Here is a 14,795-nt window from a genome sequence, read left to right on the forward strand (position 1 = left end):
TACTGCGGTGTGAATCCGTTGCAGGGCATGAATCAAAATGCTTCAACTTCTCACTACTTTATCGAACTAGTGGCGATTGCGTTTATATTGTCTGGCCGACGTTTGGCCGAGGTTGCTCCCATGTCGAGCAGAAGGTGTCACCCCTAGATGATGCATTCCTCTTAGCCGAATGGAGCGATCCGAGCGGCGGAGTGAACTTCAGGTAATCGGCGATAACGTGGTCCGTAGCTGTTTCCGCCAAGCGATGGCGGGCGGTTCGGCGATGTGCCGGCACGGCGCTAGGTGTTTAGTCCCGGCATCTGGTGGATCGGATCGACGATGAGCCTATCCGGCTCTGACGTCCAGATTTTGGCGATGTATTCGTAAGGCGTGAGGCCGCCCAGCGTTTTGAGCCGGCGGGCGAAATTGTATGCCGCCATGAAGTCGGCGAGGTGCACCCGCAATAGCTCGTGGCTCTCGTAGTGAAAGCGTTTGACGGTCGCTTCCTTAATCGTGCGGTTCTTCCGCTCGACCTGACCGTTGGTCCAAGGATGGTTCGGCTTGGTAGGACTGTGCTCGATGTCATTGGCTTCGCAGGTCATGTCGAAGCGCATCTGCCGTGACCAGGCGGTATTCCGGTTACGCGGCTGCACAGGGAACTGGATGCCGTTGTCGGTCAGGACCGTATAGATTCTGTACGGTACCGTTTTCAGCAGGTGTTCAAGGAACTCCCACGCCGTTCGCCTGTCAGCCTTATCGACGAGCCGGGCGACCGCGAACTTACTCGTGCGGTCGATGCCGACGAACAGGTTGAGTTTGCCTTCGGCGGTCTGAACCTCGGTTATATTCATGTGAAAGAAACCGATCGGGTAGCGCTTGAAGCGCTGTCGCTTGGGCTTGTCGCCCTCGATATCCGGCAGACGGGATATGCCGTGCCGCTGCAGGCAGCGGCGCAGCGCTGACCGTGTCAGATGCGGGATCGAGGGCTGCAACGCATAGAGGCAATCGTCGAGCGGCAGGAGTGTGTGCCGCCGGAATGCAACGACCGCTGCCTCCTCGGCTTCGGTCAGGGTCGTGGAGTGAGGGGCCTTCGGCCCGGTCTCTGAATCCTCAACCGTCGCTCGCTTACGCCACTTCGCCACCGTCTTCGGGTTGATCCCGAGCTCCCGGCTCAGCGTTGAGAGCGAAGCTTGCGATCGCTGTATTGCTGCTCTGACGGCGTGCGTGGTCGTGGCGCTCCCGTGACGTACCCCTCCCATACTGCTTCCCTCCATCCCAACGGAAGGCTCGAACCATCAAGCCGTGGGATCAAACACCTAGGGCGTTCGTGCTCGGTCTTAGGCGGGATGCTGCAAATCCGCTGACAATAGCTGGCGCAAAAGAGATTGAGTCTGCCTAGTTGCAACCGGCACCACGTCGATGTCCAACGGTGTACCGGTTCAAGCGGTACAAGCCGATAACACACTTACGGCACCGTCTATGTTGAGATTGCTGTGTCAGTTAGTCGACGAGTGAGGTGCTCTTTTACGAGTTTTCCGGCCTATTTTCCGGCCATTAAGCCCCGAAAAACCGCTGATATTGTGCTTAGTTTAATGGCGAAATTGTAAGCGACTGTAAAACCGTCATTCTTCGGCAAACGCCGTGTAAGACAATGGTCGGATTCCTTACACTGAACGAGTTAATTTTTGGATCATACCTCCTCGCAGGTACGTGCGCACCCTTGAGGTTACTCGGCTTCCCACAGCGAACGCGATGCCTACCGCAATTAAGATGCCGTTTTCATCCTGAAACGACGGGCTGCCAACCGTTGACGGGAAACGGAAGGCTGCCCTCTACTACCGGCTGAACCGTAGTCCGGTACAGGATCCGACACGCGGATCCGGCACATCCTTTTCTACGCATACTCCGGTTCGGGGATGCCAGCCCATGCCTGCTTCTCGCTTGCGAGGAAAGTGATGTCGTCTTGGGCTGTTCGCCGTTCCGTTCTGATGACGCCGTAGTGGGCCTGCACCATGCCAGGACTGGTCTGCAACGCCAGAGCCGCCTCGAGATATGGATTGGAGGTCCGAGGGTGGAGCAGGATGTCGGTCGCGCGTATGTCGCGAAAGGCATGCGGCCCGAATGGCATGACCTTCGGTACGCCTTCTCCTCGGAAGGGATTGTAGGCGAGATGCCGGGCCGTGAAACGGTTGACTGCCCGCCACGTCTCAGATCCATCAAGCGGTTTGCCGGTCGATGTCAGGAAAAGCTCCAGCGACGGTTTGCCCTTTGTTGTCCTGCGCGCGAGGAAGTAGGGGCGCGACACCGTCAGGTAGTAGTCCATCAGCTTGTAAAGCCCCTGGGTGTCAGGGAGGAACTTTCGGTAGGGCTGGCGCTTCCGTCGTCGGCCGAAGAGCAAAGCGTTTCGAGAATTCTTGAACTCACTGTGGTGGATCTCGATGACCCACTGGGTTTCCTCGGTTTTCAGACCTCGCTGAGCTCCGCCCTTGTTCTTTTCCTGACGCAGCTTTGGCGATGGCCCGTCGACAGTCATCTGACGCATGTTTTTCTGCCTCAGTGCGGTGAGGGCGAAGAGGCGGCACAGCAGCAGGTCGCGGATATGAAGGTGATGCAGTCTGATATCGACGCTGCTGGGCGGTGTGCGGTGGCTTGCGAGCGCGAGCTGTCTAAGAAGCGTGGCCATAGGATGGGTGCTTTCAAGCAGACCTTCGATTGCCTCGGCGGGATCGCGTCCCGCTTCGGCGACGGTGTCCAATTGCTGCGCCGCCGCTCCGTAGACACGGCTTACCCGCTCGCATCGATCTTGAAACTCCCGATCGGTCATAGACGTCAGGCTGCGTGGTATGATGTCCTCATCGGCACGGATTCGGATACCGGACTGTTCTTGTTTGTCTGCATCACTGTTTTCCGATGCGTCGAAGACATGCCCGTCAAGACCGACGAAGGCACCTTCAGCGAGGGGCCTCAAGTCGGCTTGTATAGAGTTCGCTATGGATTTGGACTGCGTGACGAAACCGTATTCGGGATCGAGGAGCGCCCGAACCGTTCTAAGAATGTCAACTTCCGATCCAGTGAATCGGACACCGCGACGGCGGCCCTCGCGCTCGACGTTTTCATGCCGCCGTACCTTCCAGTCAAGGTACGCGAAAAGGAGGGGAGGGTGGAGTAGGTCTCCGAGGGTCAGTGCCTCAGGATCGCGACCAAGGCCACCCTCATCCTCGCTCATCACTTGCCACCTAAGAAACCGTGCGAGAACAGCCAATCTCATCGGCGCAGTAGTCTGGTGCTTCCAGTGACTGTTTGGGCGACGAAGCATGTCGTTGGTAGGGACGAAATCCGTCATATGAGTGATGAGTTCGCGCAGCTCGAGTACGACGTTAGTCCCAAGGCCTGCTGTTTGATGCTCCAAGTGATACTCAAGTGCGGTGGTCACGAGCTTGCGGGCAACTATGGAGTCTGACCCTGAAGCCAGATCCTCCTGCTCGCCCTCCGATAAAATTTCATCGTCCTCGTCCAAAAAGCCTGGGACTGCCTCGTAATTTCGATCATCCTCCTCAGCGGCCGCTAGGTTGGTTTTGCGCTTTGCATGAGTGCGCCGCTGAAACTCCGACATGGTGCGTGCGAAATCTGTGTTCTGATGAACGAGATTCTCATCTATCCATTTAACCATAGCCTTCACCTCCTGCGGATCACGCTTCATGTAATCGTCCGGAAGAAATGAACGGACACGTTCTGGTAGTTTAATTGGCGATTGGCTTCGCGAAAATGATACGTCACCAATCTTACCGGTTAGCGTACCTCGCGAAAGCTTCAGGCTATCTTCAAGCTTCGAGATATCTTCAACCTGAGAACGGCTAGGTTCGTTGTTCCGCCGGATCCAGTGGTTGACTTGCCCCTCGGATAGGTTGGTACCCGCCACAATATTTGCGACTGAGCGGCGCGAATATCTTACGGCCTCGGAGAGCAAGCTGGCAAAGTCGGCATGACGCGACATGTTGGCACGACGGTCGTCCAAGAAGCTCCTCACCGCTCGAATGTCCTTCTCAAACGTCTTTGCGACGCCGCCGTTCTGCGTAATGGCGAGGATGGTTTTGTCAAAAGTGTCTTGTGAGAAGTCGTCTCCAACTTGAGAGACGACATCTTTACCAAGTTGGCCAGCGTAGCTTTCAATTGCGGTCTTGTACCGGCTTGTGAGAACGGACTTCGTGCCCTCCGTCTGGTTTCGTATGCGACTTGATAGTACTTCAGTAATAAGCTGCCCATAGGTCTGTGGAACTGCAACTGCATCGTAGGCTGCAAACCTCGGTTTTAGTCGTCCAAGCTGCAATCTAAAGTAGCTATCATCGGTTAGATTCGGTCCTGGTTGATTAAATCGCCGATCCAGCTCGGCATGGTCGAGCATTGTAGGTCTCGAGGGGCGTCCAGGAAGCGGCCTTCCAGCGTCGATCTCCTTTTTGCAATAGGCGATCAAACTCTTCCGCCGTTCGTCCCGCTCTCTTTTTTCGACCGCTGGTCTCCCAGTGTACGTATCTCCCAAGCCATCGGTGGAGTAGTGCTTCGCGCATTCGTCACGGTATGCCACAAGTATCCGCCGCGGTTCACCACTCGCCACAGCTCGACCAGTCAGTAAGAGTTCCTGGTTGACAGATCTAAACGAGATGGCCGATGTGTCTCGACTATCTCGCTTCAGTGGCGTCATATCCGCTTCTCGTAGGCGCTGAACATAACGGCGAACGTCTTCTGCGATGACCCGTCGTTCGTGGAACGTACCGTCAGACGATCGAGTAGCGTAGTGGTCGCTTAGGCTAAAGAACGAAATCCACTCGTCGTATATCCCTTGTATTACGAAGGGCGCGTGGCTTTGCGCAACTCCCGCATCGGCAAAAATCTTCGCCCGGGCAGGGCGTCCGTGAAATCGCGGAACAGTACGTTCGCTTTCGGCGATTGCGATGAGGTGCGCCAGAAGTCTCTGTCCATCTTCGTGATGCTCTTCTTTAAGTGCTAACCGCATAGATTTCAAAAGCATGCCGGTTGGCACGTCGGTGCCAACTCGATCACTTCCGGGTAACCGATCGCGACGGAGCAGGGAGTTTGTAGGTGCTAAGGTGAAGCGCGGCACCCAAAAGGCGAATATGTCGGTAAAGGAAAGAGCGACATGATAACCAGTTCCCATAAGATTAGCTATGGCGCGAATGTTCGCGCGCTGGCCGTGAGTTGGAACTGATGCGCCTGCTTCCGCTCTCTGAATAAGCCAGTCGTATGCGAGAGATTGCTGCTCTGGCGAGGCGGCTTTAGCCGCCTGCAGGTCACGAATCAATGATGCACGATAGGCGGTATTGTCGAGGTTGGGCTCGCTGCCAAAGTCTACGACTGCTGGTAGAAAATGCGGAATATGAACCTTTATATTATCACGACCGTAAGACTCTAAAAATCTGGGATACCATCGACTGATTATATTACTATAGGCCTTGCCTACGGTTTTCGTAGTCTGACCCATCTCTATAGCGATCTTACCAAAATGCGGCCGCTTTCCCCACCTCGGCATAGGCTTTCTTGCATCGGCGGTATCAAGAAGCCATCGGTACAGGGGTTCTAGTTCCGCCAGTGCGTTGGTGGCTTCGGATTCTATTTCCGCCCTTAGGATTGCGTCTTGTTCACTTTTCAAGGCAGCTTGGTTCATTCCGTTCCTCCTCTTGGTAGCGCTGGGCGCGACCATTTTCCCCTTCCTGATCCGGGGTCTATCAGCACATTGGACCATTAGTTGCTCATACGAGGATTCTTCGGAATCCAGCTCAAGACTAGATGCGAAACCTCGCCAACAGATTACCGCCGCCTAAACTGTATCCGCTGACGCGGCGACAATCTTTGACGTTGTGTAGTTCCGCATCGAAGAAGGTGGACGGATCGCATGACGAAGCGCCAATCGGCGTCCTAATCCTTGCAGGTTCAGCCTTGGTCGTTGCGATCTATATAAGTATCGGACGCCGCTCGATGTGCACTAAATCATTCGTCTCATGTGGATCGCATGGTAACGAGATCGAAGCGTTGAGGCGAAGGTTCGCTGCTACCGCAGCGATGGTTATCGCAGACCCGTCTGGCATCTGTGCGGCGCCACATGAACTGGCGACGGCGGTAGCGCCGTCGACTGTACGATGAATGCTTTCGAACACGCGGCCGGGATCGGTGAAGACGACGTAGCACACCCTCATGACCTGCGGCTCACGGACTTGTTCCAATCGACCGTCGCGAACGCCGCCCGGACGGCGGTCCAGTCGACCATCTCGAAGGTGACACGGTCGAGTTCGCGTTTTAGGGTCTTCAAACTCGCACCTATCCCGTACTTGTCGCCTGCGGTTATGCCGGCATGACCCATGATCTGTTCCACGATGTACTTTTCGATCGGCACGTCACGCGCGAGATCCTTGAAGTTGTGTCTCAGCGAGTGGAAGGCGATACGCGGATCCTTGGACACCACCTTGTCAATCAAACGGTTCCCGACCCTCGAGGCCGCTTGGCACAGTTTGTTGAATTTGTTCGGACGCAAGTCAGGAAAGAGCCTAGTTTGCCCATCGCTCTTGAGAGCCTCGACGTAGTTTTCGAAGCCCAAAGCAAGGACGAGATTGTGGATGGGAATCATTCGCCTTGAGGTTTCGTTCTTGACCACGGCATCGATGCCTAGGTCCAGATACAGGACCCCGCCGTCCCGCTTCACGTTCGCGATTTCCGTCTGACCGATCTCCTCGATTCGCGCACCATTCGTCAGTCCCAGAAGGAACAGCCAGGCGAGCGTCAGATCGCCTACTGAGTCCCGTCGCTCCGACCATTCCTTCGGCCGTAGAAAGAGGTCGCTTGCGAACAACTGCGTGAGTTCGTCATCGAGGAAGGGGCGACGGCCACCCGTGTTCTTCGAGTAGCCTTCGATGCGGATACCGGTACCCGAGTTCGCCTCGATCCACCGATTGTAGAAGGCGTGCGTGAGCAACGCCTGGAGATGTCCGACGCGTCGCTTCACCGAGGCGGGCGCGACCTTTGGCCCTCTCAGTTCGCGGCACGCGGCCATGCGCGCGTTGAATGTCAGAGCGCGGTACGCCAGCGGCATGGCCTTCGGCAGCGAGGCGACGGCGTCTCTGAAATTGTAGAGGTGGTCGCCGCTGATCTGAGCGACGGGCATGTCCCCGGCGAAGTCTATGAAGTCCTCAACGGTCGTTCCGGTCTCGTGGGCACCTTGCTGCCCGGGCGCTGGCGTCTTGTTGCGCCACTCGGTAAGCAACTCTCCGAGGAGCATGTTGGGGCGCAGTCGGGTTTCCGTGGGTCGGAAAGGGGAGGCTATCAAACTGCGGAGGTCGGCTTGTTCCCGCTCGATCGCAACGGTTACCGCCTCGGTCAGCGACCAGTCGTTGTCCGAACTGCGCACGATGTCGCCGAAGCCGCTGCCCTCGCTTCGGAAGTCGCCGTGTATCCATGCGATCATATGCTCCGCCATGAACAGGACCTCGTTGCGAGGTCTGGTTCTGACGACGCGCAGCCACACGTCTCCCGGCAGGTGCGAGGGATCCATGGCGGCGAACCCGGCAGGCGAGGGATCGTTGAACAGTGAAACCCTGGCGCCTCCCAGCTTGGATGCGGCGGCTTCTTCGGCCCAGTAGACGTTGGACAGCGCGGGGAAGCGGTCCAGCCGGCTGCCGCGGTGTAGGGCGGACGCGCGTGTGAGGGCGGCCTCGGCCTGAGTCGCGGTAAGCTTCTTGCCCGCCGACCGCTCCGCTATCGCCGTACGGGCCGCGGAGAATCGCGCCTCCAGTTCTGCGTTCGCAGCCGTGAACACGCGGCGGGCCTCGCCGGGGTCCTTGGTCTCGAGCGACTTCTTCCAGAGTTGCCGCCCGCCGAACTCGTCGCGGAGCGGTTTGGGGATCTGCCTACGCAGATAGTACGTACCAGTATCAGGATGCCGCCAGGGCTCCGCCATCGCCACCATCATTCGTCCCGCTGTACCCGCTGGCTGTACCAGGCGAAGGTGAAACCAACGTAAATGCTGGATTTCTGCGGAATGCTACGAAGATGGTGACCCCTACGAGAATCGAACTCGTGCTTACGCCGTGAGAGGGCGTCGTCCTAACCGCTAGACGAAGGGGCCGTTAGCAGAAGCGGGCGTCTACGGAATGGGGTGGCAGGCGTCAAGACGGTTGCCGAACATTCTTGGACGCCCGCGGCATTTTCTTCAGGCAGCGACCTTCTTGCGCTCGGCCATTTCCTCGTTGAGCATTTCGGCCAGCAGGAAGGCGAGCTCAAGGCTTTGGCTAGCGTTGAGGCGCGGGTCGCAGTGGGTGTGGTAGCGATCCGCAAGCGACTGCTCGGTCACGTCGACCGCGCCGCCGGTGCACTCGGTCACGTTCTGGCCGGTCATCTCGGCGTGGATACCGCCGGCGTGCGTGCCTTCCGCGCGGTGGACCGCGAAGAAGCCGCGGACTTCGGCGAGGATGCGGTCGAACGGCCGCGTCTTGTAGCCGTTTGCGGCCTTGACGACGTTACCGTGCATCGGGTCGCAGCTCCACACCACCGGATGGCCCTCGCGCGTGACGGCACGGACCAGTCGGGGCAGGTTCGCCTCGATCTTGTCATAGCCATAGCGCGTGATCAGCGTCATCCGGCCGGGGATGCGACCGGGGTTGAGCGTGTCGAGCATCCGCAGCAGCGCGTCGGGCTCCAGGCTAGGCCCGCACTTGATGCCGATCGGGTTGCCGATGCCGCGGAGGTATTCGACGTGGCTCGACCCCTCGAAGCGCGTGCGATCGCCGATCCACAGGAAATGCGCGCTGGTGTCGTACCAGTCGCCGGTCAGCGAATCCTGCCGCGTCAGCGCCTGCTCGTACTGGAGCAGAAGCGCCTCGTGGCTGGTGTAGAAATGCGTCTGCGCGAGCTGCGGCACGGTCTCTGGATCGATCCCGCACGCGGCCATGAACTCGAGCGCTTCGCCGATCCGGTCCGCGGTTTCGGCGTATTTCTTCGACCAGGGGCTGCGGCCCATGAAGTCGTGCGTCCAGCGATGGACCTGGTGCAGGTTCGCATAGCCGCCCTGTGCGAACGCGCGCAGCAGGTTGAGCGTTGCCGCCGACTGCGAATAGGCGCGGATCATCCGCTGCGGATCGGGCGCGCGCGATTCAGCGGTGAAGGCGATGTCGTTGACGTTGTCGCCGCGGTACGACGGCAACTCGATGCCGCCGATCGTCTCGGTATCGGTCGAGCGTGGCTTGGCGAACTGGCCGGCCATGCGACCGAGCTTCACGACCGGGAGCTTCGAGGCGAACGTCAGGACGACGGCCATCTGAAGAATGACGCGAAACGTGTCGCGGATGTTGTTCGCGCTGTGCTCGGCAAAGGACTCGGCGCAGTCGCCGCCCTGGAGCAGGAACGCCTTGCCGGCGGCGACTTCGGCGAGCGACGCGGTCAGGTTACGGGCTTCACCGGCGAAGACGAGCGGCGGGAACGTGGCCAGCTGGTCGGTCGCGGCGGTCAGCGCTGCGGCGTCGGGATAGGTGGGAAGCTGTCGTGCTTCGTGACGCGTCCAGCTGTCGGGGGCCCAGTTCGCGGCCATATCATGTCGTCCGATTGGTGAATTGTGACGATGGCAATGCGCGAAAACGCCTTTTTGCGCAACGAAGTAAAGCTTGGCCGGCAGCGGCGAAATGCTGCGCAGGTCGGTTCAACCGGATGTGGGCGCTAAATCCATTCATCCTGGATTAAAAAATATATGGCGTCTTCGCTGTCCAATCGGCATGGTCCCCGCATGGACATGCCAATGCGTATCATCATCGCGCTTTCGATTATCGGCGGGGGCATCTTGGTCGGCGTACCGATTCTGATCATGTACTCACGACGTCGTCGCGCCGACAAACTTCGTCGCCGGGGGATCAAGAGCTACAATCGCAGCCCCCGCCCGGCCACGACCCAGACCGGTCAGTAACCCGCGTCGAGATCGGCGACGTTCTTCATCGGGCGACCGGCGATGAATGCCGCGAGGTTGTCGAGGAACAGGGTCGCCCCGCGAGCGAACATCGTTGTCTGGCTACGGCCCGACAGGTGCATCGTGACGATCGCGTTAGGCGTCGACCAAAGCGGATGATCCGCGGGCAGGGGCTCCGGGCTGGTCGGGTCGAGCACGGCGCCGGCAATCGTCCCGTCGGTCAGTGCCGCGATCAGCGCATCGTCGTCGATCATGTCGCCGCGAGCGATGTTGATCAGCCAGGCGGACGGCTTCATCCGGTGCAACTCTTTGCGGCCAATCATCGCGTGCGTCGCGCCGGTCGAGGGCGCGGCGAGGATCACCCAGTCGAACGCGTCGAGCCGATCGCGCCAAGCGTCGGGGGTGATCGTGCCATCGCGGCCGGTGCGCGTTACGCCGGTGACCTCGACCCCGAACGCGGTGAATCGGTCGCCGATCATCTTGCCGATCGTGCCGTAGCCAATGACAAGTGCCTTGGTTCCGGCGAGTTCGATCTTGCCGGGCGCGTCCTTCAACCACTCATGACGGTCCTGCGCGCGGACGACGGTATCGAAGCGCTTAGCGGCGACGAGCACCGCCATCACCGCATATTCAGCGACCGCGACGGCGTTGATGCCGGCACCATTGGTCAGCGTGACGCCGTTTTCCCGCAAAGTGTCGAGCGGGAACGCGTCGAGCCCGGCATAGATCGTCGAGACCCATTTGAGGTTCGGCCCGGCATGGCGGATCGCGTCGGCCACGAGTTCGGTCGGCTGCATGTCCACCCAGGCGATATCCGCGTCTGCGATCATCGCGTTGGCCTCGTCCGGCTTGGCGAACCATGCGACGTCTAGGTCCCCAGGCAGATGCGGTTCGAGGAGCGGGCGGGCGGCGGCGGGAAGGACGGCTTTCATGATGCGAACATCGGCGTGCGGCGGGGCATGTCAAGTCAACCCGCTTTCGTCATACCGGACCTGTTCCGGCATTCACGGTGCCGCTCTTTCGAACACCTGCGATCTGTTAAGCGGCGAACCCCAGAACCAGTCTGCCCTTATCCTCTGGGACCAGGTAGCGTGTTTCCCCGCGAAGGCGGGGACCCAGGCTGGGCTCCCGCCTTCGCGGGAGAACAAGAACGGACAGACTATTATTCGAACGCGGCCGCATCCTTTCTTCGGGGCAATAGCCGTCGAACAAGCCTTGGGTGAACAAGTAATGCGGACATTGCTCTGGCGCACGGTGAAGCGGGCGCTTCAAGAAACGTGGTTAGAGCGCGATCTTCCAGTCCCAACCTAACGAATCGCCATCCATCACCTCGACCCCTGCGGCAGCCAGCTCGTCGCGGATCGCGTCCGATCGCCCGAAATCCCTCGCAGCGCGTGCATCGCGGCGATCCGCCAGCCGTGCGGCGATCGCATCCTCGTCGATCGTCGCCGTGATCGGCCGGATCCGCAGGTCCTCGCGGCTGATCGTCGCCAGGTCCAGCCCCAGTACCGCGTCGAAATCGTCCAGCGCAGCGACACGGTCCGCGGGCGCGACCCGCTTGTCCGCAAGCAGTTCGTCGAGAATCGGCAGCGCGCGCGGCGTGGCGAGATCGTCCGAGACCGCCTCCTCCAGCCGGTCGGTATAGGCATGTGCGCTACCCGACGGGCCGCCGGGCTCGCGAGCGCGCAACGTCTCGACCGCTTGCACCATGCGCTTCAGGCGGATCGCCGCCGCGGCCAGATTCTCCCAGGAGAATTCCAGCTCGCTGCGATAATGCGCCTGGAGGCACATCAGCCGGTAGGCGAGGGGGTGGAAGCCGCGGTCGACGATCGTCTGCATCGTCGTGAACTGGCCGGTCGACTTCGACATCTTGCCCGCGCGCTCGACCAGGAAATTGTTGTGCATCCAGACGCTCGCGCCGGTATCCGCGCAATCGCAATGCGCCTGGTTCTGCGCGATCTCGTTGGGGTGGTGGATCTCGCGGTGGTCGATCCCGCCGGTGTGGATGTCGAAATGCGCGCCGAGATAATGCTTGCTCATCACCGAGCATTCGAGATGCCAGCCAGGCGCCCCGCGACCCCAGGGCGAATCCCATTCCATCTGGCGGTTCTCGCCCGGCGTCGACGTGCGCCAGATCGCGAAGTCCTGCGGATTACGCTTGCCGGCGACCGGTTCGATCCGGCTTTCGATATCGTCGGTCGTGGCCCGCGCCAGACGTCCATAGTCAGGGACGGTCGCCACATCAAAGTACAGCCCACTGTCAAGCAAGTAGCAATGCTTCGGCGCGATCTGTTCGGCGAACGCGATCATCTCGGCGATGTGATCGGTCGCGACCGCCCAGCGCGCCGGCGGCACGATGTTGAGGCGCGCGACGTCGCGTTTGAACACGTCGGTATAATAGGCCGCGATCTCCCAGATCGAGCGTCCTTGTGCGGCGGCGGCCTTCTCCATCTTGTCGTCGCCGACATCGGCGTCGGACGTCAGGTGCCCGACATCGGTGATGTTGATGATGTGGGTCGTCGGCCACCCCTTCCACCGCAGCACGCGACCCAGCGTATCCGCGAACAGGAACGCGCGCATGTTGCCGATATGCTGGTAATTATAGACGGTCGGCCCGCAGGTGTAGAGCCCGACATCGGTCGGGTCGATCGGCTGAAAGGTCTCGAGCTGGCGCGAGAGGCTGTTGTACAGTGTCAGGGGGATGCGGGTCATGGGCTGCTCTTAGCGCTGCATGCGCCCTCCCGCAAAGGCGCTGACATGCCGGGCAGACCCGCCGGAATACGTGGTTTGGCTTGAAACGACGGCGCTCCGCTGATAGGGGCCCCAGTTCATGCGGCGCGGACCTGTTCGCGACGGCAAAAATCTATTCGTCCGGAGCTTATCGGGTTTATGCAGATCATCGTACGCGACAACAACGTCGACCAGGCCCTTCGCGCGCTTAAGAAGAAGCTGCAGCGCGAGGGCGTGTATCGCGAGATGAAGCTGCGCCGGCATTACGAGAAGCCGTCCGAGAAGCGCGCACGTGAGCGTGCAGCAGCGATCCGTCGCTCGCGCAAGCTCGACCGTAAGCGCGCAGAGCGCGACGGCGCACGCTAAGATTTTGTCGGCCGTACCCGGCGAGCGGGTGGGTCGATAGTTCGGGGTGCCGTGATCGGCACCCCAATTGCTTTCCAACGGCACGCGCGGCGCTCCGGCGTGACCAGATGACCGGGGCCTGATCCGATGTCGACCGTCACCGCAGTGCCGCTGCAGCCAACCAAGCGCAGCTACCTCGTCTATCTCTGGGTCGGTATCGCGCTCGCGCTGATCGCCGCAGTCGCGCTGGCGCGTCAGGGTGATGATCCCCTGGCCCGCAATGCGCGCGCGCGGGGCGTGGTCGTTACCGCATCCGGCCTGCAGTACAAGGTGATCGCGCCCGGCAAGCCCGGTGCGGCCAAGCCAACCGACGCCGACGTCGCGCTGGTGAATTATGAGGGCAAGCTGCTCAACGGCACGACCTTCGACAAGTCGCAGCAGCCGACGCCGATGCCCGTCACCGGCGTGGTCCCCGGTTTCTCCGAGGCGCTGAAGCTGATGCCGAAGGGGTCGAAGTACCGCTTCTGGATGAAGCCGGCGCTTGGCTATGGCGACAAGGCTAACGGTCCGATCCCGGCGAATTCGACGCTGGTGTTCGACGTCGAGTTGCTCGACTTCCTGCCACAGAGCGTGGTCCAGCAGATGCAGGCACAGGCCCAGATGGGTCGCGGCGCTCCCGGTGGTATGCCAGGCGGTGCGCCGGGCGGCATGCCCGGTGGCGCGCAGACGCCGCCGTCTCAGTAAGTGATGGTGGGGGTATGGGTCTGAACCCGTACCGCGATAGAATATCGGATTTGCAACGCGTCTCGCTTCATTGCGGGGCGCGTTCTGCGTTCAGGCCAGGCGTCGTGCCGTTATGCGCGAGCCTGTGATGAGCTTGCTCGTTCGGTCGGCGGACAAGTGGGCTACCCGGTAGAAGGTTGACCTGATCCGGTAGAGGATCGGCACGCTCTTGAAGTGCAATCCATTCGCAGCGGAGGATGGCGTAGAGGGCATTAGGCTGACCTGTATGGCAGTCGGGTGCTGCGAGGTCAGTAAGTTCAGACGTCGTTCGGATGAGCAACGCGGCGATACGTCGTCGCAGGTATTGTTTCGGCTTCCGGCGCTAAGGCTGATGCCACCTCATGCTCAGCCATCCTGAGCAAGTGCGGGTTCTAGTCCGCTCTGCACGGAACAGCGCAGCCGGAGCCTACCGAACGCCTTTGGCCATCGACGGTATGGAGCAGATCGGGAGCTGAGTTCTAAGCGTAACACGGCAGCACATTGTGCTTTGGCACGCGCTGGCCCGCCTGTCCTCAGAACGGCAGGCAAAAAAATAGCGGCCCGAAGACCGCTATTTCTCGAACTGAAGTCGTAAGACTTAGTTGCTGTCCGAATCGTCGTCGTTGTCTGCAACGATAACGATACCGGCGATAACTGCAGCTGCTGCGAGAACCGCAACGATGATGCCGCCGCCAGCGAGCTCGTTCTTGTCAGCCGAAACCGAACCCGAACGGACCGAATGTGCAACCGACAGATTTGCCGGTGCTGCCATGGCCGGAGCAACTGCCATCGTGGCTGCTGCTGCGGTCAGGAGATACTTCCCAAGACGCATGATGAACTCCCTTTGTGCTCGTCGCGGCAGGCAATGGCATATAACCTTACCCAACGCAACTAAGGCCCTTTGTAACAACGCGAAGAGGATCGCACTGTTGCGGCAGTGCAACACACACTTCCGCTGTTTCTCTATAGCCGAGGTGCGCCACGAAGAAAGCGTTCGCGTGCAAACCGCATGATATTCGCG

General features: G+C 60.1%; 10 protein-coding genes and 1 tRNA gene. 3 read left to right on the forward strand and 8 right to left on the reverse strand.

Going from position 1 to position 14,795, the window contains the following annotated elements:
• Positions 1-278: 278 nt before the first annotated feature.
• The 5 genes from ASE82_RS09470 to ASE82_RS09490 all read right to left on the reverse strand — a co-directional run bounded on the left by ASE82_RS09470 (position 279) and on the right by ASE82_RS09490 (position 9,568).
• The gene (locus ASE82_RS09470; protein ID WP_056062103.1) at positions 279-1,238 is read right to left on the reverse strand and encodes an IS481 family transposase; all 960 of its coding nucleotides are present in this window, start codon (positions 1,236-1,238) and stop codon (positions 279-281) included.
• A gap of 635 nt (positions 1,239-1,873) precedes the next feature.
• On the reverse strand, positions 1,874-5,659 hold the full coding sequence (locus tag ASE82_RS19420; RefSeq protein WP_156348846.1) for a hypothetical protein: 3,786 nt from the start codon (positions 5,657-5,659) through the stop codon (positions 1,874-1,876).
• A gap of 525 nt (positions 5,660-6,184) precedes the next feature.
• Entirely contained in the window at positions 6,185-7,951 is a 1,767-nt protein-coding gene (locus tag ASE82_RS09480) for a site-specific integrase (protein ID WP_056062109.1), read from the reverse strand.
• An 84-nt stretch (positions 7,952-8,035) separates the two neighbouring features.
• Positions 8,036-8,110: transfer RNA gene (locus ASE82_RS09485), tRNA-Glu, on the reverse strand.
• A gap of 84 nt (positions 8,111-8,194) precedes the next feature.
• Positions 8,195-9,568, reverse strand: a complete 1,374-nt coding sequence (locus tag ASE82_RS09490; RefSeq protein WP_056062111.1) for a class II 3-deoxy-7-phosphoheptulonate synthase — start codon at positions 9,566-9,568, stop codon at positions 8,195-8,197.
• A gap of 204 nt (positions 9,569-9,772) precedes the next feature.
• Between ASE82_RS09490 and ASE82_RS19720 the strand changes: the two genes are divergently transcribed.
• Positions 9,773-9,937 carry a hypothetical protein gene (locus tag ASE82_RS19720; protein WP_162236723.1) on the forward strand — a complete coding sequence of 55 codons (165 nt, stop codon included), beginning with the start codon at positions 9,773-9,775 and terminating at the stop codon, positions 9,935-9,937.
• On the opposite strand, the gene ASE82_RS09495 is transcribed toward ASE82_RS19720, so the two are convergent.
• Entirely contained in the window at positions 9,931-10,869 is a 939-nt protein-coding gene (locus ASE82_RS09495; protein WP_056062116.1) for a D-2-hydroxyacid dehydrogenase, read from the reverse strand. The genes ASE82_RS19720 and ASE82_RS09495 overlap by 7 nt on opposite strands.
• A gap of 349 nt (positions 10,870-11,218) precedes the next feature.
• Complete coding sequence (gene cysS / locus ASE82_RS09500; RefSeq protein ID WP_056062119.1) at positions 11,219-12,649, reverse strand: cysteine--tRNA ligase; 1,431 nt, start codon at positions 12,647-12,649, stop codon at positions 11,219-11,221.
• 177 nt (positions 12,650-12,826) lie between these two features.
• On the opposite strand from cysS, the gene rpsU reads away from it, so the two are divergent.
• Together rpsU and ASE82_RS09510 are read left to right on the forward strand one after the other, a co-directional pair.
• Positions 12,827-13,033, forward strand: a complete 207-nt coding sequence (gene rpsU / locus ASE82_RS09505) for a 30S ribosomal protein S21 (protein ID WP_055878578.1) — start codon at positions 12,827-12,829, stop codon at positions 13,031-13,033.
• 126 nt (positions 13,034-13,159) lie between these two features.
• Positions 13,160-13,756, forward strand: a complete 597-nt coding sequence (locus tag ASE82_RS09510) for an FKBP-type peptidyl-prolyl cis-trans isomerase (RefSeq protein ID WP_056062122.1) — start codon at positions 13,160-13,162, stop codon at positions 13,754-13,756.
• Positions 13,757-14,372: 616 nt separating this feature from the next.
• Here ASE82_RS09510 and ASE82_RS09515 read toward each other — a convergent pair.
• Positions 14,373-14,606, reverse strand: coding sequence for a hypothetical protein (locus ASE82_RS09515; protein WP_176501462.1), 234 nt, complete (start codon positions 14,604-14,606; stop codon positions 14,373-14,375).
• Positions 14,607-14,795 lie beyond the last annotated feature (189 nt).

Source organism: Sphingomonas sp. Leaf230 (assembly GCF_001421745.1).
In the GTDB taxonomy this organism is placed as follows: Bacteria; Pseudomonadota; Alphaproteobacteria; order Sphingomonadales; family Sphingomonadaceae; genus Sphingomonas.